General features: G+C 62.2%; 19 protein-coding genes, 1 other RNA gene and 4 pseudogenes. 5 read left to right on the top strand and 19 right to left on the bottom strand.

Annotated features, from left to right (window positions below):
• Positions 1-68 precede the first annotated feature (68 nt).
• The 3 genes and pseudogenes from JJE66_RS14960 to JJE66_RS37990 form a co-directional block, all read right to left on the bottom strand.
• Positions 69-431, bottom strand: a pseudogene (locus JJE66_RS14960) (zincin-like metallopeptidase domain-containing protein); the annotation flags it as partial.
• 100 nt (positions 432-531) lie between these two features.
• Complete coding sequence (locus tag JJE66_RS37995) at positions 532-834, bottom strand: ArdC-like ssDNA-binding domain-containing protein (RefSeq protein WP_246756193.1); 303 nt, start codon at positions 832-834, stop codon at positions 532-534.
• 31 nt (positions 835-865) lie between these two features.
• Positions 866-1,171: pseudogene (locus JJE66_RS37990) on the bottom strand (hypothetical protein); the annotation flags it as partial.
• Between the two features lie 1,354 nt (positions 1,172-2,525).
• Here JJE66_RS37990 and JJE66_RS14950 point away from each other — a divergent pair.
• Positions 2,526-4,226 carry a recombinase family protein gene (locus JJE66_RS14950; RefSeq protein WP_200514989.1) on the top strand — a complete coding sequence of 567 codons (1,701 nt, stop codon included), beginning with the start codon at positions 2,526-2,528 and terminating at the stop codon, positions 4,224-4,226.
• Positions 4,227-4,293: 67 nt separating this feature from the next.
• Here JJE66_RS14950 and JJE66_RS14940 read toward each other — a convergent pair whose 3' ends face one another.
• From JJE66_RS14940 to JJE66_RS14910, 7 genes and pseudogenes are all read right to left on the bottom strand, one after another.
• Positions 4,294-4,665 carry a type II toxin-antitoxin system VapC family toxin gene (locus tag JJE66_RS14940; RefSeq protein ID WP_200514988.1) on the bottom strand — a complete coding sequence of 124 codons (372 nt, stop codon included), beginning with the start codon at positions 4,663-4,665 and terminating at the stop codon, positions 4,294-4,296.
• Positions 4,662-4,853 carry a type II toxin-antitoxin system VapB family antitoxin gene (locus JJE66_RS14935; protein ID WP_200514987.1) on the bottom strand — a complete coding sequence of 64 codons (192 nt, stop codon included), beginning with the start codon at positions 4,851-4,853 and terminating at the stop codon, positions 4,662-4,664. Before JJE66_RS14935 ends, JJE66_RS14940 begins: the two co-directional genes overlap by 4 nt.
• A 67-nt stretch (positions 4,854-4,920) precedes the next feature.
• Positions 4,921-5,085 (bottom strand): annotated as a pseudogene (locus JJE66_RS37985) (metallophosphoesterase); the annotation flags it as partial.
• Positions 5,086-5,215: 130 nt separating this feature from the next.
• A complete protein-coding gene (ruvB, locus tag JJE66_RS14925; RefSeq protein WP_200515369.1) occupies positions 5,216-6,250 on the bottom strand; it encodes a Holliday junction branch migration DNA helicase RuvB in 1,035 nt (344 codons plus the stop codon).
• Positions 6,251-6,270: 20 nt separating this feature from the next.
• Complete coding sequence (gene ruvA / locus JJE66_RS14920; protein ID WP_200514985.1) at positions 6,271-6,888, bottom strand: Holliday junction branch migration protein RuvA; 618 nt, start codon at positions 6,886-6,888, stop codon at positions 6,271-6,273.
• Complete coding sequence (gene ruvC, locus JJE66_RS14915; RefSeq protein WP_200514984.1) at positions 6,885-7,412, bottom strand: crossover junction endodeoxyribonuclease RuvC; 528 nt, start codon at positions 7,410-7,412, stop codon at positions 6,885-6,887. Before ruvC ends, ruvA begins: the two co-directional genes overlap by 4 nt.
• A 76-nt stretch (positions 7,413-7,488) precedes the next feature.
• On the bottom strand, positions 7,489-8,235 hold the full coding sequence (locus tag JJE66_RS14910) for a YebC/PmpR family DNA-binding transcriptional regulator (RefSeq protein ID WP_200514983.1): 747 nt from the start codon (positions 8,233-8,235) through the stop codon (positions 7,489-7,491).
• Positions 8,236-8,445: 210 nt separating this feature from the next.
• On the opposite strand from JJE66_RS14910, the gene JJE66_RS14905 reads away from it, so the two are divergent.
• The 3 genes and pseudogenes from JJE66_RS14905 to JJE66_RS14895 form a co-directional block, all read left to right on the top strand.
• On the top strand, positions 8,446-10,194 hold the full coding sequence (locus JJE66_RS14905) for a methyl-accepting chemotaxis protein (protein WP_200514982.1): 1,749 nt from the start codon (positions 8,446-8,448) through the stop codon (positions 10,192-10,194).
• A 106-nt stretch (positions 10,195-10,300) separates the two neighbouring features.
• Positions 10,301-11,725, top strand: a complete 1,425-nt coding sequence (locus JJE66_RS14900) for a methyl-accepting chemotaxis protein (RefSeq protein ID WP_200514981.1) — start codon at positions 10,301-10,303, stop codon at positions 11,723-11,725.
• A gap of 566 nt (positions 11,726-12,291) precedes the next feature.
• Positions 12,292-12,504, top strand: a pseudogene (locus JJE66_RS14895) (c-type cytochrome); the annotation flags it as partial.
• A gap of 40 nt (positions 12,505-12,544) precedes the next feature.
• Here the strand turns inward: JJE66_RS14895 and JJE66_RS14890 are convergent.
• The 9 genes from JJE66_RS14890 to JJE66_RS14850 all read right to left on the bottom strand — a co-directional run bounded on the left by JJE66_RS14890 (position 12,545) and on the right by JJE66_RS14850 (position 18,181).
• Entirely contained in the window at positions 12,545-13,000 is a 456-nt protein-coding gene (locus JJE66_RS14890; protein WP_200514980.1) for a hypothetical protein, read from the bottom strand.
• Complete coding sequence (locus tag JJE66_RS14885) at positions 12,997-13,653, bottom strand: hypothetical protein (protein ID WP_200514979.1); 657 nt, start codon at positions 13,651-13,653, stop codon at positions 12,997-12,999. The genes JJE66_RS14890 and JJE66_RS14885 overlap by 4 nt, the downstream gene beginning before the upstream one ends.
• 297 nt (positions 13,654-13,950) lie before the next feature.
• Positions 13,951-14,694, bottom strand: a complete 744-nt coding sequence (locus JJE66_RS14880; protein WP_200514978.1) for a hypothetical protein — start codon at positions 14,692-14,694, stop codon at positions 13,951-13,953.
• 161 nt (positions 14,695-14,855) lie between these two features.
• Positions 14,856-15,236, bottom strand: a complete 381-nt coding sequence (locus JJE66_RS14875) for a hypothetical protein (protein ID WP_200514977.1) — start codon at positions 15,234-15,236, stop codon at positions 14,856-14,858.
• A gap of 268 nt (positions 15,237-15,504) precedes the next feature.
• Entirely contained in the window at positions 15,505-16,329 is an 825-nt protein-coding gene (locus JJE66_RS14870; RefSeq protein WP_200514976.1) for a TIGR00282 family metallophosphoesterase, read from the bottom strand.
• A complete protein-coding gene (locus JJE66_RS14865) occupies positions 16,307-16,903 on the bottom strand; it encodes a 5-formyltetrahydrofolate cyclo-ligase (RefSeq protein ID WP_200514975.1) in 597 nt (198 codons plus the stop codon). The genes JJE66_RS14870 and JJE66_RS14865 overlap by 23 nt, the downstream gene beginning before the upstream one ends.
• Positions 16,904-17,094: 191 nt before the next feature.
• Positions 17,095-17,255, bottom strand: a non-coding RNA gene (ssrS, locus tag JJE66_RS14860) — 6S RNA.
• A 225-nt stretch (positions 17,256-17,480) separates the two neighbouring features.
• Positions 17,481-17,864 carry a cell division protein ZapA gene (locus tag JJE66_RS14855; RefSeq protein ID WP_027530136.1) on the bottom strand — a complete coding sequence of 128 codons (384 nt, stop codon included), beginning with the start codon at positions 17,862-17,864 and terminating at the stop codon, positions 17,481-17,483.
• Positions 17,861-18,181 carry a DUF4164 domain-containing protein gene (locus tag JJE66_RS14850; protein ID WP_027530137.1) on the bottom strand — a complete coding sequence of 107 codons (321 nt, stop codon included), beginning with the start codon at positions 18,179-18,181 and terminating at the stop codon, positions 17,861-17,863. Before JJE66_RS14850 ends, JJE66_RS14855 begins: the two co-directional genes overlap by 4 nt.
• Positions 18,182-18,583: 402 nt before the next feature.
• Between JJE66_RS14850 and tkt the strand changes: the two genes are divergently transcribed.
• The gene (gene tkt, locus JJE66_RS14845) at positions 18,584-20,569 is read left to right on the top strand and encodes a transketolase (protein WP_200514974.1); all 1,986 of its coding nucleotides are present in this window, start codon (positions 18,584-18,586) and stop codon (positions 20,567-20,569) included.
• Positions 20,570-20,709: the final 140 nt, after the last annotated feature.

Raw genomic sequence — 20,709 nt, 5'->3', positions numbered from 1 at the left:
GGCGGCTAAAGCAACCTCGGCGAGAGTCGCCGGAAAGGTCAGCGTCGATGACCTTGGTCAGGGTTCACTTACGCTGCCGCCTGCGACGCTGTGGAAGCGGCGGTTGCAATTGCTCGCTTGTCAGCTTTCAACAGTTTCAACCAATGCGTCAGATATTGCGCGTGGTCTGCTCGCGGTTCGGCTGTAATGCCAAGTTCTAAACAGAGGAACGCGGAGCCAAGCTCGGCAACAAGCTCCTCCATCGCGTAGGCCTCAGTCCCGAAGCGTCCGGACAGGTCGCGGTTGCAGCGATGGGCGGGTCCGGTCCAATGGCTCAACTCATGCAGCAGTGTGGAGTAATAGGCCTCGGTGGAAGTAGACGTCGAAGATCCTGTGAAGAGCTCACGCGGCGGCATGTGGATCTCGTCCAGCTTCGGCACGTAGCAGGCGCGGTTGCCGCCATGGCAATCTTCGCCTCGGTACGGGCAATGAAGCCTTCCACGTCATGCAGCTGCTCGACAGAAGCGATTGGAACGATCTCCGGCAGACCATCTACCTGGTCGGCATTTTGAAGACAGGCGTCGCGCGAGCAAATGCCCGCGTCTTGGAATCGTTTTCACCCTCGTCATCGGCCGCAACCTCAACCTGCTTGTAGAAAACCACGTAGGAAGCCTTCTGGCCCTTGCGGACGATAGCTCCCTTCTCCGCCCACTGGCGGTAGGTGCCCCAGAGGTGTGAGCCAAACCCTTGAACCTGGGCCTCGACCCAGAGGGCGAGGGCATTGACCCCGCGATAGGTATTGCCGGAAGCGATATTGACGGGCGTGCATCCGCCGCGGCCGCGATGCCACGGCATCTGCCATTGTCCCGCAGGGGGCAAGCGCCACCCTTGAGTGCCACCAGATCGCCGCGCATTCCTGCGTCGAGCACGTAGCGTGTGCCAGCATCTCGACCGCCGGAGAAGTTTGTTCAAGGTCGCTCGGGGACAGACCCCAACCGGCACAGAGCTTCACATGCAGGTTCATCTCGACATCAAGGAGGGCCGAGAGGCCGGCCGCTGCTTCACGCATGTCGGCAAGTTTGGGCGACTTGTAGACCGAGAGCGCGCAGGCGCGAGCAAACTCGATGAGGAACAGGTGGTCCTGAGCGAGGCAGTAACGAAACGCCGCTTCGGGAAGCGAGCCGTCTGCCAATCCGCCTCGTGGAGGAACGCTCGGTATAGGCCTGCCACTCAGCGGATGCTTCTGTCTTTAGACGCTCGAAGAAACTCACGACCTTTTTCGTCTGGCTTGCTTTTTCATGAACGTCTCGGCTCGCTGCCGATAGCACATTGCGAATCGCGTGGACGCTGACTTCAACAGGCCACCAGTTTCGCACCAGAAACAACCCGCAAAAGCGTAGCGAACGTGGTCGAATTCCGCGAAACGCGCAGGAAATTCGCCGGCTCCATCCGACTATGATCAGGTTGTCGAATGGCTGATTGAGCGGCTAACCGAATTCGAACCTAGTTTGGCAGCGCGGGAAATCACGGGCAAGTCGTGAACGATCGAGGCTGTTTTCCCACGGAAAAGCCGCAGCGCGGTCCAGCCCCACTGCGGCCATCCCGGACTAACTAAAAATTGGTGCTCAAATCTCCCCGGTGTTCTCACAGTAGAACACCCCGTCCCAAAATGGATTCCGTATAACTACCGCAACTCGACGTCACATTATTGTAACTTAAGCCCTAAGATGACACGGATCGCTCTCCAGCCCCAATGCTCCCGACAGCCGATTTTCAATCGCGGATCAGAGCGCCGGGAGTGCTAGGCCGCGCAGGCTTTGTGCAGATCTTAACCGGCCCGGACATTTTCCGTCGACGTTGAGCTTTTCTTGAGTTCCTCGACATTGAGTATCCCCAATGATTTAAGCCGGGAGCCGGAACGTGTTCATTTCTATACCGCAGACCGTGGCTGGCCCCGAGCCGGCGATCCCCCCGCCGAATCTACCCTCCTTTGTTTAGCAAATTCCCGCTCGCCTACGATCATCTTCGCGGCAACACGCTGGCGCCTGACATTTGAAAAGTCTCATTTTCATTGACTACCGCAGCAGTCAACATGAACGGACTCGCCATCGCAGATCGAGACTTTCATGAGCGGTTCAAAAGCAAAAGTGATTTGTAGCTTTGTCGTGATTCTTATCGGGTCACGGTGCTTGCCCAGTGAAGCTGCCGCTGAAGGGCGATCTAGATCTGGCGAGCCGCTTAAAATCACAGAGGAGCTTCGATCGGATCTCCGACTGGAGGATGCGAACGCCGCACGCGATCCCTGCGACCTGTCCGTAGCACAAGACGGAAATTTACGCTAGCTTCTGAGGGCTTTGCTGTGATGCGTCCCCGAATGCGATTACCTCGGGGCCAAAAGGCGATCATCCGACCGCTTGATCCTTCCCACCCTCAAAGTTGGGACAATCCCGACAATGAGGAAGTTTGGCTTGAGCTGGCGCGTGCCATCGGACGGCAGCTTGCGCGGGATGAAAAAGGTGGTTTGGAGCAGCGGATAGGGGAACGGGATGGCGATAGCGTCACCAAAAAAGAGGGCCGTGATATACGCCCGCTATTCGAGCGACATGCAAAAAGTGACCTCGATTGACGGTCAGCTATTGCTCTGCCGGAAGGTCGCCGCACGCAATGACCTAGATGTCGTCGGTGAATTTGTCGACGCTGCAAAGTCTGGCCTTACCGAGGATACCCGCGATGGCTATCAGCGATTGCTTAATGGTGTGCGGAAGCAAGATTTTGACGTGATCATCGTCGAGCATTTCGACCGCCTGTCGCGCGATCCCGCCACCATCCAGCGTCTCAAGCAGGTGTTTGAGTTCAACCGCGTTGAGCTGATGGATCAGAAAGGCGTTTATGCGACCGCAACTGACATCAGCATCGCAAGTCTCTACAATACGATCTACAAGCCGCAGCTTGCCGACAAGGTTCGGCGCGGGCATGATAACGCCGTCAACAACGGAAGAATTCCTGGCTCGTACGCCTATGGTTATCGGCCAAAGCCGGGCGTGCCTGGCGAGCGGATGATCGATGAGAGCGAAGCAGAGATCGTGCGCCGTATCTTCATCGAGTATACGGCAGGCCGTTCAACGCGAGATATCGCCGCCGATCTTACCCGCGAACGCGTACCCTCGCCTGGGGCTACCCGTCACAAGAACAAGGCTGGTCGCACCACCTGGAATCATCAGTGCATCACTGGCGGTCGCCATGGTCGCGGCATTATCGGCAACGAGCTGTATATCGGCGAGATACATTGGAATGTTCGCTCAACAATTCTCAATCCCGAAACGCAGAAAAAGCAGAAGCGCCGCAATCCCGAAGAACGCCATATCATCGTCAAAAACGCCGAGCTGCGGATTATTCCGCAAGCGCTCTGGGATAGCGCGCAGAAGGTTCGCAATGAACGCGCTATCCATATGTTCGGGCCGTCCGGCAAGCCGCGGCGCCGGCCTGTGGTCCCGCGCAACAACGAGCACCCGCTTGCGGGAGTCCTTCGGTGCGGTGTCTGCAACGGCCGTATGCGAATCGCTCAATCCTCCCGGAATGGAGGGCCGCGTGCCGCATGCGCCAACGCGCATCAGCGAGGCACCTGCGAGCATACCCGCAGCTTTGATATGGACGTTCTACTGAAGGATGTTGCCGAAAAAATGGAAGTAAGATTGCTTTCACCGAAAGCCATTGAAGAGGCGATGCGTGCCTGGAAGGAGGAGCGGAAGAGCGATCAGCGAAAGGACAGCGAACGCTCTAACCTGGAGCGTCGGCGCCGTGTGCTGAATGCCGAGATCGAACGCTTGTCATATGCGATCGCAAACAGCCGTCGCAAACCGGATGAGTTGATCGAGCGGATAGATGAATGCGACGTGGAACGGGAAACTGTCGAGGAACGCTTGCGCTTGCGCGGCAATGGCGGCGAAAACGTGATTCCGTTCGACCACCCGAAGTTCGGTGACCGATACCGTTCGGAAGCTAAGAGACTGGTCACCGGGCTCAAGATAAATCCGAAGGCGATCGAAACTCGCATCGCTTTCCGTAACTTGGTCGACTGCATTATAGTGCATCCTGTGCGCAAGCGAATGCCCTACGAATACACACCGTACCTGAACGCCACTGCCCTTTTCGGCATGAAACTCTTCTCAGAAGATCGTGAGAAATCAGGAACGATCAGCACGGCCTATTACGACACCGTCCAGTCAGGGAAATCCGTGTCCTCGTAATAGACGCGGATGTGCATGTAGTGGCGGCCGTCGCGGATCTCGCCGTCGAGATGAGACGTGAGGGCACTCATTGGATGTCCGCATCCAATTTCAATGACCTGGCCGCAGCAAGCAATCGCTTGTCGCGTGTCCAGATCGAGGCCTCGATTGTCAACGACGTCGATGCCAGCAAGTGGGCATCGACGTATCCGATACCCAAATCGGACAGCTTTCGTTTGACGATGAACTCCTGAACCTCGTCATTACTGGCGACCGTCGCCTTGGGAAGGGTATTCAGATCGTCGAGCATGTCCGACCCCTTCGGCACGCCTCCCAGAAGCAATTCGCCGACCACGAACGGATGAATGACAATATCACCGTGATTGAGGAGGCCAGCAAACCGTGTATCCGCGCGACGGAAGTGGTCGACCCAGATCGACGTATCCGCGAGGACTATCATTTAGGCCGGCGACGCGGCGGAGCCTTGACGTTGGGCTCAACACCTCCCATTCGCGCAAGCCGGCGCGCGGCCTCACGTTCAACGAAGGCCTTCAAGGCCTCCCTGACGACGGATGACTTTTCACTGACGCCAGCGAACTCCTGCGCCTTGGCAAAGAGCTCGTCGTCGATCGCGATTGTGGTTCTCATGGCGGCACCTCTACATCAAAGATAGCATCATTTGATGTAGCATTCCATGCCTTACGCCACCACCGGCGGCGATCTTCAGCGGAAAATCGGCGGGCCATTGCCGCGGAGCCGGATGATAGCGGGTGATGCGCGGCCGCAGCTCCGGCTCGACGCCAACGCCATAGGCGGCGGTCGACACGCCGAGCGCAGAAAGGCCGCCGACAGAACGGATGAGATGACGCCGAGAAATCATGAAAGCCTGATCGTGATGCGCTTCCGTGATGCGGCCCGAATGGAGCGGAATTGGGGTGTGCTTGTGCAGTTCATCAGCACAGAGATTACCGAAAGTTCATGACAACCAGAGCACTGCGCGTTCGCGCAGATCAGTCGTCGCTTTCGTCCGTCCCAAACAGGCCGAACTGGGCCGCCGCATCGCGCGAGGGCTCGGCGATGTCGAGATGGCGGAAGGCGTGCGAGGTGAGCAGCCGGCCGCGCGGGGTGCGCTGGAGATAGCCGCACTGGATCAGATAGGGCTCGATGATGTCCTCGATCGCGTCACGCGGCTCGGACAGCGCGGCCGCCATCGTCTCGACTCCGACCGGGCCACCGCCGTAGTTTTGCGCGATGGTCGTGAGGTAGCGGCGATCCATCGCGTCAAGACCCGCGGCATCGACCTCGAGCGCGCTCAGCGCGTGATCGGCGATCTTGCGGTCGATGGAGGCGGCATCTGCGGCGGAAGCGAAATCGCGCACCCGGCGCAGCAGGCGGCCGGCGATGCGAGGCGTGCCGCGGGCGCGGCGCGCGATCTCGTTGGCGCCGTCGGAGCTCATGCCGACGTTGAGCACGCGCGCCCCGCGGGTGACGATGCTCTCCAACTCCTCGATCGTGTAGAAGTTGAGGCGGACCGGAATGCCGAAGCGATCGCGCAGGGGATTGGTGAGCAGTCCGGCGCGCGTGGTGGCCCCGACCAGAGTGAACTTCGACAGCTCGATCTTCACCGAGCGCGCCGCCGGGCCCTCGCCGATGATGAGGTCGAGCTGAAAATCCTCCATCGCGGGATAAAGCACCTCTTCCACCGCGGGGCTGAGGCGATGGATCTCGTCGATGAAGAGCACATCGCGCTCCTCGAGATTGGTGAGCAACGCGGCGAGATCGCCCGCCTTGGCGATCACCGGCCCTGATGTCGCGCGAAACCCGACGCCGAGCTCCTTGGCCACGATCTGCGCCAGCGTAGTCTTGCCGAGGCCGGGCGGGCCGACGAACAGCACGTGATCCAGCGCCTCGCCGCGCTTGCGCGCCGCCTCGATGAAGATTGAGAGATTCTTGCGCGCCTGCTGCTGGCCGACGAAATCGGACAGCGATTGCGGGCGCAGCGTGGTGTCGCCGACGTCGTCGCTACGGCGCTCGGGCGAGACCATGCGGTTGGCCTTGGGATCGCTCACTTCGCGAGCTCCTTCAGGCCGAGGCGAATAAGCTGCGCCGTCTCGGCATTCTCACCCGCGCTACGCGATGCCGATGCGATGGCCGCCGCGGCCTGCGGCTGGCCGTAGCCGAGATTGACCAGCGCGGAGATGGCGTCCGCCACCGGTCGCGGCGCGCGCTGGTCGTCAACGGCACCAGCGAGATGCACGACGGCCGGATCGACATTGGCAAAGGCCGGCGCCTTGTCCTTCAACTCGGTGACGATGCGCTCGGCCACCTTGGGCCCGACGCCGGGCGTGCGCGCCACCGCGGCCTTGTCGCGCAGCGCGATCGCGTTGGCGAGATCGGCCGGCGCCAGCGTGCCGAGCACGGCGAGCGCGACCTTGGCGCCGACGCCCTGCACGGTCTGGAGCAGGCGAAACCATTCGCGCTCCTGGTCGGTGCGGAAGCCGAACAGTTTTATCTGATCTTCGCGGACGTAAGTCTCGATCGACAGCACGGCAGCCTCGCCGGGCGATGGAAGATGCTGCAGCGTGCGCGCTGAGCAATGGACCTGATAGCCGACGCCGCCGACGTCGAGGAGCACGTAATCCTCGCCGTAGGAATCGATCAGGCCCTTGAGCTTGCCGATCATAGTCCCGCCACTTTCAGCCTGAGCGCCGTGCTCTGGCGGTGATGGGCATGGGTGATGGCGATGGCGAGTGCGTCGGCGGCATCCGCCGACGGCGGATCGGCCTTGGGCAGCAGGATTTTCAGCATCATCACGATCTGCTGCTTGTCGGCATGGCCGGCGCCGACCACCGTCTTCTTGACCTGGTTCGGCGCGTATTCGGCGACACTGATGCCGAACATCGCGGGCGCCAGCATGGCGACGCCGCGGGCCTGGCCGAGTTTCAGCGTCGCGACGCCGTCCTTATTCACAAAGGTCTGCTCGACCGCGGCTTCCATCGGATTGTGATTCGAGAGAACGGCCGCGAGCCCCTCATGGATCGCTAGCAGGCGGCTCGACAGCGGCAAATCATCCGGCGGTTCCACCGAACCGCAGGCGACATAGATCAGGCGGTTGCCTTCGGCCTCGATCACGCCCCAGCCGGTGCGACGCAGGCCGGGGTCGATGCCGATAATGCGAACGGGGCCACGAATCGGGAGCGCAGTCATGGGCCAGTGATAGCGGCTGGCTGCCGTGGGGGGAAACAGAAACAGAACGGAAGTAACAGGGGAAAGCGGGACAGGTTTACCCGCCCATCTTCGCGACCAGCGCGTCCGACACCTCGAAATTGGCGTAGACGTTCTGGACGTCGTCGTGCTCGTTGAGCAGATCCATCAGCTTCAGCAGCTTCTCGCCGGTCTCGTCGTCGACCGCGACCGTGTTCTGCGGCTTCCAGATCAGCGCGGCCTTGCGCGGCTCGCCGAACTTGGCTTCCAGCGCCTTGGCGACGTCGCGATAACTCTCGGTCGAGGCGTAGATCTCGTGGCCGCCTTCGCCGGAGATCACGTCGTCGGCACCCGCTTCGATGCCCGCGTCGAGCATGGCGTCGTCCGAGGCGACGCTGCGGTCATATTCGATGATGCCGGTGCGGTCGAACATGAAGGAGACCGAGCCGGTTTCGCCGAGATTGCCGCCGGATTTGGTGAAGAAGGAGCGGATGTCGGAGGCGGCGCGGTTGCGGTTGTCGGTCAGCGCCTCGACGATGACGGCGACACCGCCGGGGCCATAGCCCTCGTAGCGGATCTCGTCATAGTTCTCGCCGTCATTGCCGAGCGCCTTCTTGACGGCGCGCTCGATATTGTCCTTCGGCATGTTCTCCTGCCGCGCCGCGATGATGGCCGCACGCAGGCGCGGGTTCATGTTGGGATCGGGCGTTCCCAGCTTGGCGGCGACGGTGATTTCCCGCGCCAGCTTGCCGAACAGCTTCGACTTCTGGGCATCCTGCCGGCCCTTGCGGTGCATGATGTTCTTGAATTGGGAATGTCCGGCCATGCGTGATCTTCTCTAGGGAACCGTGCGCCAATGGTGAGCGTGAGGAAGCGCGGCCTTATAGGCCGCCAACCCACCGGAATGAAAGAGCCTCTCGTACTTTAAGGTAATACCGTAGTGCCCCCGTGCCCAGAAGTCAGGCATCGTTAACCCTGATTTCATTCCGGCTTGCGAAAATAACAGCCACCCGCCTCCCAACAAGAGTGATCTCTGATGGCGTTCGCATTATTCCGGAAGCGTCGGCCAAATTCGGCCGCGCCCGCGGCAGCCCTCCAGGCCGCGCAGCCAGCGGCTGATTCCGCGCCCGCCCCGGTCAGTGATGGCGATTCGGCCCGGGAGATCCTGGAACTGCTGGAACTCGAGCTCGGCGCCATGATCCGCCAGCTCGAGCGCGCCGCCAATTCGGTCGCCAGCGGCGCCGAAGCGACCGCGGCGACGCTTGCGGACATCCGCCAGCGCACCGACGCGCTGACCGGTCGGACCAATGCCGCACAGTCGAACGCCTCAAGCTTCGCTGATGCCGCCGACAAGTTCACTCAGTCCGCGCATGGAATCGGCGCGCAGGTTCGCGCCGCCGGCAAACTGGCTGATGAAGCCAGCGCGGCGGCGCAGGAGGCCCGCGCCAATGTCGACCGGCTGCGGGAGTCCTCCGCAGCAATCGGCAATGTCGTCAATCTGATCGCCCAGATCGCGCGGCAGACCACGCTGCTCGCGCTCAACTCCACCATCGAGGCCGCGCGCGCAGGCGCCGCCGGCAAGGGTTTTGCGGTCGTCGCCACCGAGGTGAAGGCGCTCGCGGTGCAGACCCAGGGCGCGACGGAGGAGATCACAAAGAAGATCGACGCGCTTCAGCGCGATGCCGCAGGCTCCGCGGACGCGGTGCACCGCATCTCGCAGGCGATCGAGGCGATCCGCCCGGTGTTCGACACCGTCAACGGCGCGGTGGCCGAGCAGAACGCCACCACCAGCGAGGTCTCCGGCAACGCGACCAGCGCATCGCAATTCATCATCTCGGTCGGCGAGAGCGCGGCCGAGATCGACGCTGCGACCAAGGCCGCCGAGACCCATGGCGAGAGCGTCGCCAGCGCCGGCAAGGCCGTGACGACCTTCGCTCAGAAGCTGAAATCGCGCTGCGCAGTGCTGCTCCGCCAGAGCGAGAACGACGACCGCCGCAAGACCGAACGACTGCCCTGCCATCTCAAATTCGAGAGCACGCGCGGCGTGCTGCCGGTCTACGAGATCGCGATGGACGGTGTGTTGATCGGTGGTGCGGAAGCAAGCCGGCTCGCGCCGCAGGCGATCATCGAGGGCACTCTCGAAGACGTCGGCGCCTGCCGTTTGCGCGTGACCGAGCAAGCCAAGACCGGCGCCCGCGCGCACTTCGTCAGCCCAAGTGCCGCACTTCGCGAGAAGATCGAAGACAGGCTCTGGTCGATCCACGAGGAGAACACCGAGTTCGTCACCCGCGCGATGGAGGCGGGCACCGCACTGACCCGGATTTTCGAGCAGGCCGTCGCGCGCGGCGAGGTCAAGATGGATGACCTCTTCGACACCGATTACGCCGAGATCGCCGGCACCAATCCGCAGCAATACCGCACCAAATATCTGGACTGGGCCGACCGCGCGCTGCCGCCGTTCCAGGAAACCTTTCTCGCCAAGGAACCGCGCATGGCGTTCTGCGCCATGGTCGACCGCAACGGCTTCCTGCCGGTCCACAACAAGGTCTATTCGCATCCGCAGCGACCAGGCGATGCCGCCTGGAACACGGCCAACAGCCGCAACCGCCGCATGTTCAACGATCCGGCGGGGTTGGCCGCAGCACACAATTTGCGACCGTATCTGATCCAGAGCTATGCGCGCGACATGGGCAACGGCAACACCGTGATGATGCGCGAGATCGACGTCCCCATCCGCGTGCAGGGCCGGCACTGGGGCGGATTCAGGACGGCCTACAAGCTGTAGTGCACGCTCAGGCAAGACGCCGGGCGCGAATCACTTCTTTAGGTGAAGTTGGAATGGGAATGCCGCGGTGAGCCGATCAACGGCTCCGACTGGAGGAAGCCCGTAAATGTCCCTCGCCCAGCTTGCAGTCATGGACACTGGATCCAACCGGACGCTCGCCGAGCGGCTGATCGACCAGCTTGCAGACCGCATCGGCGGCCTTGGGGTCGAGCTTGCCGACATCGCCGGCCACGTCCAGGAGGTCGCAAACCGCGTCGCCAACCAGTCGGACCGGTTCCACCATCTCCAGAAAACGGCCGAGACCATGGTCTCGGCCAACCACGACATCGCCAACGCCTCGCAGGCGGTGCAATCGACCACGTCGGCTGCCGTCGGCGAGATCGCGCAATCGCGCGGCGCGGTCGACACCGCAGTCAGCCACATCTCGGAGCTCGTCGCGGCCGTGGAGCGGATCGAAACGCGCCTCGGCGCCGTCGGCTCGGCGCTGGCCCAGGTCGCAAAGGTCTCCGGCTCGATCGAGGCGATCGCCAAACAAACCAACCTGCTTGCGCTGAACGCAACAATCGAGGCCGCGCGTGCCGGCAACGCCGGGCGCGGTTTTGCCGTGGTCGCAAGCGAGGTCAAAAATCTCGCGGAGGCCACCCGCCAGGCCACGCACCAGATCTCCGACACCGTGCGCGATCTCGACGGCCAGATCGAAGGCCTGATCGGCGAGAGCAGCGAGGCCTCGCAACGTGCGAAGACCGCCGGCGAAGGCGCCCAGCAGATCTCCGGCATCATCTCGCGGGTCCAGCAGGGCTTTGCCTCGGTGGAAGCCGAAATCGGCAGCGTCACGCGCGCGGCGACCTCCAATCTCGGCCATTGCGACACCGTCATCAACGAGCTCAACGAGCTCGCCAAAGGCGTCGACCTCTCCTCGCGCGATCTCAAGAACGCCGACCAGCGGGTGACAAAGCTGCTCGACACCTCGGAAGGCCTGATCGCGCTGATCGCCGACAGCGGCGTGGAAACATCGGATGCGCCGCTGATCCGTGTCGTCGTCGACACCGCCAAGCGGATCTCGGCCGAGTTCGAGGCCGCGGTCGGCCGCGGCGAGATCACGCTCGACCAGCTCATGGACGAGAACTATCGGGAGATCGCGGGCACCGATCCCAAACAATACAACACCGCCTATGTCGACTTCACCGACCGCCTGCTGCCCGCCATCCAGGACCCGATCCAGAAGTCGGATCCGCGCATCGTGTTCTGCGTCGCCTGGGCCAAGGGCGGCTATCTGCCGACCCACAATCCGAACTACCGGCTGCCGCAGGGCAAGGACCCGGTCTGGAATAACGCCAATTGCCGCAACCGCCGCCTCTTCACCGACCGCGCGGTGAAGAAGGTTGCGGCCAACACAAAACCGTTCCTGCTCCAGACCTATCGCCGCGACATGGGCGGCGGGCAGTTCGTGCTGATGAAGGACCTGTCCTCGCCAATCATGGTCCGCGGCAAGCACTGGGGCGCGTTCCGGATGGGATTCCGCCAGAGCTGAATCAAAAATCTCGAAAACAACCCCATGCACAGTAGCCAGGTGTGCGGAATCAACGACTTACGCCGCCAGGCTCCGACGCCGCTTGACTCGTCGGGCAAAACAGGCGCATAATGCTATTATTCCGAAATCAACATTCGTCGAGACAGACGTCCCAGCTGAGTGAGTCTGCCGGCGTCGCAGCCCTCGCTCGCAAGGCAGGGGCTATCTCATAAGACATTCTGCACGACCTGAGCGCGCGCCTCGTCCTTCGAGACGACCGCTTCGCGGCCTCCTCAGGATGAGGCCAAGCGGCATCGTGCTCGTCAAAGCGACGGCCGCACATCATCCTGCGGGCCCGCCTCAGGCGGGCGTCTCGAAGGATGGCCGCAAGGGAGGACGTGCCGCCACCTGACTTTTCCAATCGCACGAGTTTCGTCTTTGCACGGTTTTGCGCATTCGCATGGTGATGTGCGGTGGCCGGTCACGCGCATGATGAAAATGCACCAGAAAATGACGATTATCATATCGACTAGCCTAAAAGCGCCGCACAGATCGTCGCGCACAGCGTGTCGCCGGTGCCCTCGCCCGACCTGCCGGCCACCAACGTCGCGCAGATCGTGCTTTCAGGCACCAAGCGCCGCACGCCGGATGGCGCGCTATCGATGCCGGCGTTCGGCAATGCGTCTAGCGACGACGAGATCGCGGCGGTGGCGAACTACGTCACGGCGCGGTTCGGCACCAAGGGCTCGAAGTTGACGGCAAAGGATGTCGCGGAGTTGAGGGAGCAGACGGCGGATTAGCTATCGCCGTGAACGCGACTGCGCCTTCTCCCCTTGTGGGCTAGCTTGGGCACACATTTTTGGCGAGGAAGAAGCCTTGGGCGATGGCTCGGAAGCGTTCGAGCCCGTCGCGCATTGTGATTGGGCCGTTGGATTTGTCGCTCTCGTAACCGGTCCAGCCACCGAGGCGGGCGATGGTCCAGCCGGCCCAAGCAAGGCTGCTTGGTATATGGGGATTTTGCTGTTTGGCGGTGCGGCCCCGCAAACGTTCCTGCAAGGCCGATAGAACCTGCATTTCGCGATCGTCAAAGACGTGCGAGGCAGGTTGGCTATCGTCGAGCGAGGCGCGCGCGAGCACGAGTTGCATGGTTTGGCACGCGGCGATGAGAGCGATAACGGCGAGCTTTTCCAGCGCCGCGCCTTCGGCAAGAACGCTCGCCTCGAGATCAAGGCCTTGGCGCTTCACGGTCCTGAACAATTGTTCGACATGCCAGCGCTGGCGGTACCAGCCGATCACCGTTGGCGCGGCGCGTGGGGATCGGAGCAGGATGCTGGCCGACAGACGACGACCGTTCCGAACCGCACCGCCAACTGCGCTTGACGAGCCTGGCGCTTGCCTGCCCGCGCCGGCAGATCGATCGCCAAGCGATGTTGCTCGGGCAGTGCCGCCATGGTCGCAAACAGAGCGCGGTCGCCTGTTGTTGCACGATCCCGGCACGCGCGGCTCAACAGATGCGTGCGACGATCCGGCAGGCGAGCCCACTTCTCATAAATGTCTCCTTCGCGATCGTCGATCACTGTGATCATGCTCGCCTTGGTCAGGCCCCATTTGGCCCGCCGCGGGCCCTTCACCCATCGATAGGATTCCTTTTCCTCAATCGGCTGCTTGCGATAGTCGGCGGCCTTGGTTTTAAAGCGGCGCCAGACCTGCACGTCGGCCAGGCCCAGACAGTGACCTGTTTCTGCATCAACCGTCAGAACGGGATGCACGAACAGGCCGACGTCACGGCCATTGCCCACCCGGCCGAGATCGCGCTTGCGCCCTCGCTTGGCCTCATAGTTGATCTCGCTGGTATCCTGGATCGCCAGGACGTGCCGGCCGGCCGCAATCTCACGCAGACGCGCTCGCGCGCGGATCACCATCTTGTCGACCGTGACCCGCTCATTCATCAAAAAGCGCCGAAATTTGACCTTCTCGGCGCGATCCTCGCCAAGTTTGCGCAGACAAACCGTCTGTCGCTCGCAGACACGCGCAAGCAACAGAGCGCCATTTTTTTAAGACGCTCGTCGCCGAAATAGCCGATATCCATCTCCGCCATCGCTCCGCTGCCAGAATCACGACGGCCTACACAGAATCACAGGCGATTCATTCTGTGCAAGAGATCTGTGCCCAAGCTAGCCCCTTGTGGGAGAAGGTGGCGCGAAGCGCCGGATGAGGGGTTGGCTCCACATTCGAATGCGAGCGGCTTATGGATCGTTTGTTTCTGGATCGTTTGTTTCGCCTCCTTCCATTTCGCCGATACGCTGTTGCAGCGGCGAAACCCATCCGACCCTATTTTTGATCAAATTCCATCGTGAGCGCCTGGCGATCAGGATCGCAGCATCCATTTCGCCCACTCCTCTCGCGAAATCCGCGTAGATCTCCGCCTCGATCAGAGCGTTGACCTGTCTTTCGTAGTATTCAGTGATGTAGTAGCTGACGCGCTCGCGGTATTCCTCCCATTTCATTCTGTGTGCCTTCTCGGCGGCTGCCTCGGAAGCTGTTTTGCCCCAGTAGGACAAGAAATCATGCGCAGCATTTGCACTCCAGTCGTGAAACAGTTGGTGCGACCGAGGTTTCGATAATATGGCTGCAAAATCCTTGCACCAGCGCGCGATCTCGACAGGATCGGCATTAATTCCGGGATTCGATGCTAGCCATTCGCTCACTTGGCGCAGCGGTTCGTGTAGTCGCCAATCGAAGGCCTCCATCTCGGCGCGACGCTCTGCGCTGGGATGCCATTCGAACAGCACCAGAGTCTTGGTGTTCAGCCGTTCAACCGTCGATGCATAGGCGAACGACAAACGAGCCTTGCGTGATCGCAGTAACTGGAGAACCTCGCGTTGACCATAGTATAGGCTCGACGACCAATCCAACGCCTTACCGCTGTTATCTGCGCGGTAATGCGACTCGTCGGTATGGCCATCTCGACGCGGTACGGTTTCGATCACGAGATCTATATCACCCAGGTCATCGCTGTCAGTGACGTACGAACCGAACGCGCTGATCTTGGCTACGAAGAAGACCAGCTCATCTCGTCTATTGATCTCGTTGGCGCGCTCAATTAGAGCGGCGACCTCCTTGTCAGCCTTTGCGCGGTCGAAACGCTTCGTCAGATTCGCTGCCGCCCCTTTTGGCTGGTCTCATATTGAGCCTTGTCCCAGTCGCTTTCAGGTTTATGTGGCTCAAAGTAGCCCTCTGATAGTAGCTCCGCGAAGATGCGCTGAGCATCAGCCACCTTAACCAGCTTGAACTTGAAGCCCCAAATCTTGCAATACTGCTTACGATCATCAGCATCGGACCGCTGACGAAGGGTCCTAGGGATTCTAGGATTGCTCTTGCAGGCGGCATCCACCGTGCAGCGCCAATGCTCGTTATTAAGGAAGTCAAGGACGGCCTCCACGTTGACGCGGTCGGGCCGATGCAGTTCGCGCATCAAGTCGCGGGCCATCTTAATCGGCATTCCTGCGATAAGTTTGGAATCGATTTTCATTGTCGCTTGAACAGGTGGGTAATTTCACGTGGCTCAACGAGAACCATCCTATCGAATGGCCGCAAAAGGTTCTTGCGATTTTTTTGCCACTTTGCCTTCACACCGGAGACATGCGTGGTGCCGTGAAGCGCCGGATGAGGGGCCGTCTCTGGGAGTGCAGCTTAAAGTGAGACTCGCGGATAGATACCCCTCACCCGTCTCGCCGCTACGCGGCGAGCCACCCTCTCCCACAAGGGGCGAGGGTGCACCGTCAGCGCCGCGCGAAAACTCAGCTCAACCAGAATCGCGGCGTCGCCGGCTCCAGCCTTCCACCCACACGCACCGGTGCAATCTTGAGCGCAAGCCCCGTCGCGTCATCGGTTTCGACCGCCACGCCGCTGAGCGTCGCCACGCCCGCGGCCGGCTCGAACCGGCCTGACGGAATCCCCGACGTGAACCGCCGCAGCGGCTCTTCCTTCTGCATGCCGATGATGGAATCGTAGTCACCGGTCATGCCGGCGTCGGTCATGTAGGCGGTGCCGCCGGTGAGGATCTGGTGGTCGGCGGTCGGCACGTGGGTGTGGGTGCCGACGACGAGGCTGGCGCGGCCGTCGCAGAAGAAGCCGATGCCCTGCTTCTCGCTGCTCGCCTCGCAATGGAAGTCGACGACGATGGCGTCCGCGGCAACACCGAGCGGACAGGCGCCGAGCTCGCGCTCCAGTGCGGCAAAGGGATCGTCGAACGGGGTCATGAAGACGCGGCCGAGCGCATTGACGACGAGGGCATGCTTGCCGTTCTTGGTCTCGACCAAAGCGGCGCCGCGGCCGGGCGTGCCGCGCGGATAGTTCGCGGGACGTACCAGGCGCTCTGCGCGCTCGATGAACACGAGGGCCTCGCGCTGGTCCCAGGAGTGATTGCCGAGCGTCACCGCATCGGCGCCGGCATCGAGAAACTCCTGGTAGATTGCTTCGGTGATGCCGAAGCCGCCGGCGGAATTCTCGCCGTTGACGACCACGAAATCGAGCGACCAGTCCTTGACCATGCCGGGCAGATATTCGGCGATGGCATTGCGGCCGCTGCGGCCGACGACATCACCCACGAAGAGAATGCGCAACTTCAGAACTCCGGAATTCCAACACGTCGGATTCCGTTAGCACATAATCCAGCGCCACGTCGTGGGATAGTGCCGGAACCGCCTCGATCTCCTGCACTGCAAAAGCCAGCCCGATGCCGATGATGTTCTTGGCTTTGCGTAAGTGTGCGAAGGTGAAGTCGTAATGCCCCGCACCATAGCCGATGCGATGGCCGAGACGGTCGAAGGCCGCAAGCGGCGTCAGCATGATGTCGGGAATGACTTCGCTAGCTGCCGGCGACGGTTCGGGAATGCCGAGCGGGCCGAGCATCAGCCGGTCGCTCGGATGAAAGATGCGGAAGACCAGCGACTGACCGCGCGCGGTCACACAGGGCAGCGCCAGTCGCGCGCCCTCCTCCGCGAGCCTCCTCAGCAGCGGCATCGGATCGATCTCGCTGCGGATCGGCGAGTAGCCGGAGACGATGCTCCCGGGCAGCAGCTTGAACGGCAGCCCGCGCTTGGCGAGCTTTGTGGCGGCAGCGACGCGCTTCTTCTCGCTCAGCCCGTCGCGTTTTGCGAGGGCTTTGGCACGGAGTTCGGACTTGGTATTGGTCATGCGCTCGGTCCCCACGTCATCACCCACGAAGGCGGGTGATCCAGTATTCCAGAGGCAGTGGTGATTCACACAAAAGCCGCGGCGTACTGGATGCCCCGGTCCCCCGTGCACAATTGCGCACTAGGCCGGAGCATGACACCTGCTGAACTGGCCGCAGTCGTTTCAACAAGCACAAACCAAGCAAACAACAGTGCGAAGCCGCAGACGCCGTTGAAGCGCTCGATCCCGGAGTTCCCTACGAAAGTAGGTGGGCACCATATGTCCGAGCCCACGGGCCCGGCCAGGGACAGTTCCCTAAAGGATCGATAAGGCCCCGGGGATATATGGCTCCGGACGCGCGCAGCAGCCTCGCTCGGGCAATGTAACAACGATGCTGACGAATCGCCAGCGCGATCGCAAATGACTGGATGGTGTTTGGTCAGTTGCTCGCGCCGCGGGCTCGCTTAACCTCTCCCGCTTGCGGGAGAGGTCGCGCCGAAGGCGCGGGTGAGGGCTCTCTCCTCTTGGGGGTCCTCGATCGTGGAGAAACCCTCTCCCCGACCCTCTCCCGCAAGCGGGAGAGGGAGCGCAGCGGAGCCTACCCGATCGCGATGCCGTTGCCGACGGTCCGGTTCAGGACCTGGGTCGACTTCTCGATGCGTTCGGCGGCGGCGTTCAGCGCGTTCACCACCGCGGTCTGGGTCATCCGGGCGCGCTCGACGGCGGCATTGCGGAAATCCCGCAGCTCGGTCAATTCCTGCTCCATGGTGCGGATGCGGTTGCCGGCGTCGACCAGTTCGTCGCAGACGGTCAGTGCCGCCATCACGGTGAGCCGCGCATCGCCGATCTCGCCGAATTTTCCGCGCAGCGACTGGATCCGCGTCTCCAGGCTTTCGGCGAGCTTCAGCAGCCGCACCTCCTGGCCCTCCTCGCAGGCCATGCGGTATTGCCGGGCGTTGATGGTGACGTTGATGTGGCTCATCCATCCTCTCCGGTATCGAGCACCGAGCGTATCGTGACGATTGCGGAATCGAGCCGATCGGAGATTTCGCGATTGGTGCGCTCGAGCTTGCGCGCCTTCACCAGTGCGCCGTCGAGCTCGTCGGCAAGCCGCGAGCGGTCTGCGCCCAATGCCTGAATCCGCGTCGCGAGCTCGTTCTCGTCGCGATCGGCATCGCGCCGGCGCTCGACCGCGCTCTCGAGCGCGTCGAGCGCCGCCGTGAGCCTGCGGGTCGCGATCTCGATCTCGACGGCGGAGGACTCCGTCATGGCAGAGCTGTTGGATACGCGATCGTTCATGCAGTCAGCGGCGGAACCTGTGGCGTTGCCCGTGGGCTTTTCCTTGGGCTTATCCTTGGGCTTGCCGCCCGGCAAAAGACTCGGTTCGGCAAGCGGTTAGAAGCAGAAATTTACGTGGCAAGCCAGCCGAGCGCAACGCCGCCGCGAAACTATGCACTGCTAGATCGGGATGAGATTCATCCCGATCTAGCAGTTTCTCTTGGACATGATCTCGCCGGAAAACCGGCCCGCCACTTTTCCGGATCATGCCGTAAGCAACTTTTCCGGCCAAACCGGCGTTTGATCGCCTTGGACTCCCGGAACCGAGGTGCTATCCCAGCCCCGACTTTCAGTGGCCGAAAGGCTTCTTTCCGCGCGGGCGCACTCCGTCGCCAAGCGCCTCATTTCAGACGGATTTCAGACATGACGCAGGTCGACCACACCCGTATGGCCAACGCGATCCGCGGCCTCGCCATGGACGCTGTCGAGAAAGCGAAATCGGGCCATCCGGGCCTGCCGATGGGCGCCGCCGACATGGCCACGGTGCTGTTCACGCAATTCCTGAAATTCGACATTGCCGCGCTGGACTGGCCCGACCGCGACCGCTTCGTGCTCTCGGCCGGCCACGGCTCGATGCTGCTCTATTCGCTGCTCCATCTCACCGGCAGTGCCGAGATGACGATCGAGCAGCTCAAGAACTTTCGCCAGTTGGGATCGCTGACGCCGGGACACCCCGAACACGGCCACACCAAGGGCATCGAGACCACGACCGGCCCCCTCGGCCAGGGCATCTCGACTGCGGTCGGCATGGCGCTCGCCGAAAAAATGCTGGCCGCCGAGTTCGGCAAGAAGATCGTCGACCACCACACCTATGTGATCGCCTCCGACGGCGACCTGATGGAGGGCGTGTCGCAGGAAGCGATCGCGATGGCCGGGCACTGGAAGCTCAACAAGATGATCGTGCTCTACGACGACAACGGCATCTCCATCGATGGCCCGACCTCGATCTCGGATTCCGTCGACCAGGTGAAGCGCTTCAAGGCGTGCGGCTGGGCCGCCGAGAAGATCGACGGCCAGGACCAGGCGGCGATCGCAGCCGCCATCACCCGCGCGCAAAAATCCAGCAAGCCGACGCTGATCGCCTGCCGCACCACGATCGGCTTCGGCGCGCCGCACAAGGCCGGCACCGCGAAGGCCCATGGCGAGGCGCTCGGCGCCGACGAGCTCAAGGCGGCCAAGGAAAATCTCGGCATCTCGCTCGAGCCGTTCTCGGTGCCCGACGACGTGCTGAAGGCGTGGCGCGCGGCAGGCAGCCGCGGCGCGGCGGCTCGTCAGGAATGGGAAGCGAGGCTCGGTGAACTCGGCAGCCGCAAGCGCGCCGAGTTCGAGCGCCGCCTGCGCCATGAGCGTCCGGCGTCGCTGGCAAAGGCATTCAAAACCTACAAGAAGGAACTGCTGGAAAAGCCGATGACTGCGGCCACGCGCAAGTCCTCGGAGGCCGTGATCGAAGTCATCGCCGGGGCGATGCCGATGGAATTCCTCGCAGGCTCAGCCGACCTCACCGGCTCCAACAACAACAAGGCGAAGTCGGCGACCGCTTTCTCCGCCAAGACGCCGAAGGGCCGCTTCATCCATTATGGCATTCGCGAGCACGGCATGTGCGCCGCCATGAACGGCATCTTCCTGCACGGCGGCTTCGCGCCGAACGGAGCCACGTTCCTGGTGTTCACGGACTACGCCCGTCCGGCCATGCGCCTTGCCGCGTTGATGGGCACCGGCGTGGTCTATGTGATGACCCACGATTCCATCGGCCTTGGCGAAGACGGACCGACCCATCAGCCGGTCGAGCATCTCTCCGCACTTCGCGCCATCCCGAACATGCGCGTGTTCCGCCCCTGCGACTCCATCGAGGTCGCCGAGTGCTGGGAACTCGCGCTCAACCGAATCGACGGACCGACCGTGCTGGCGCTGACGCGACAGAACCTGCCGCAGCTCCGCACCAATGCGCCGAACGAAAGCCCCTGCCAATATGGCGCCTACGAGTTGGTCGCCGCGCAAGGCGAAGCCAAGGCGACCCTGTTCGCCTCGGGCTCGGAGGTCGAGATGGCTGTGGCCGCCCAGAAACAGCTCGCCGAGCGCGGCATTCCGACACGGGTGGTATCGGTCCCCTCGCTCGAACTCCTGCTAGCGCAACCAAAGGAACGCCGCGACGAGATCATCGGCAAGGCGCCGATCAAGGTCGCCATCGAGGCCGCGGTGCGCTGGGGCTGGGACGCCGTGATCGGCCCGGATGGCGAATTCGTGGGCATGCATTCCTTCGGCGCCAGCGCCCCTCTCAACAAGGTCTTTCAGCATTTCGGCATTACCGCCGAGGCTGCGGTTAACGCTGTCCTGAAGCGCGTTTCCTGAGAGTTGAGCTTGCCAAAAAAAAGGACTACGTAATCTCTCATATGATCAAGCTCCGCCCGGCTGAACCGGGCGTCCGCCCTAAAAAACCCTCGCTGACGCGTTAACCGCGCGTCCGGCGGGATGACAACGGTCATTGAAGG

The sequence above is a fragment of the Bradyrhizobium diazoefficiens genome, from assembly GCF_016612535.1.
In the GTDB taxonomy this organism is placed as follows: domain Bacteria; phylum Pseudomonadota; class Alphaproteobacteria; order Rhizobiales; family Xanthobacteraceae; genus Bradyrhizobium; species Bradyrhizobium diazoefficiens_C.
This window is presented reverse-complemented; position numbering and strand designations above follow the sequence as displayed.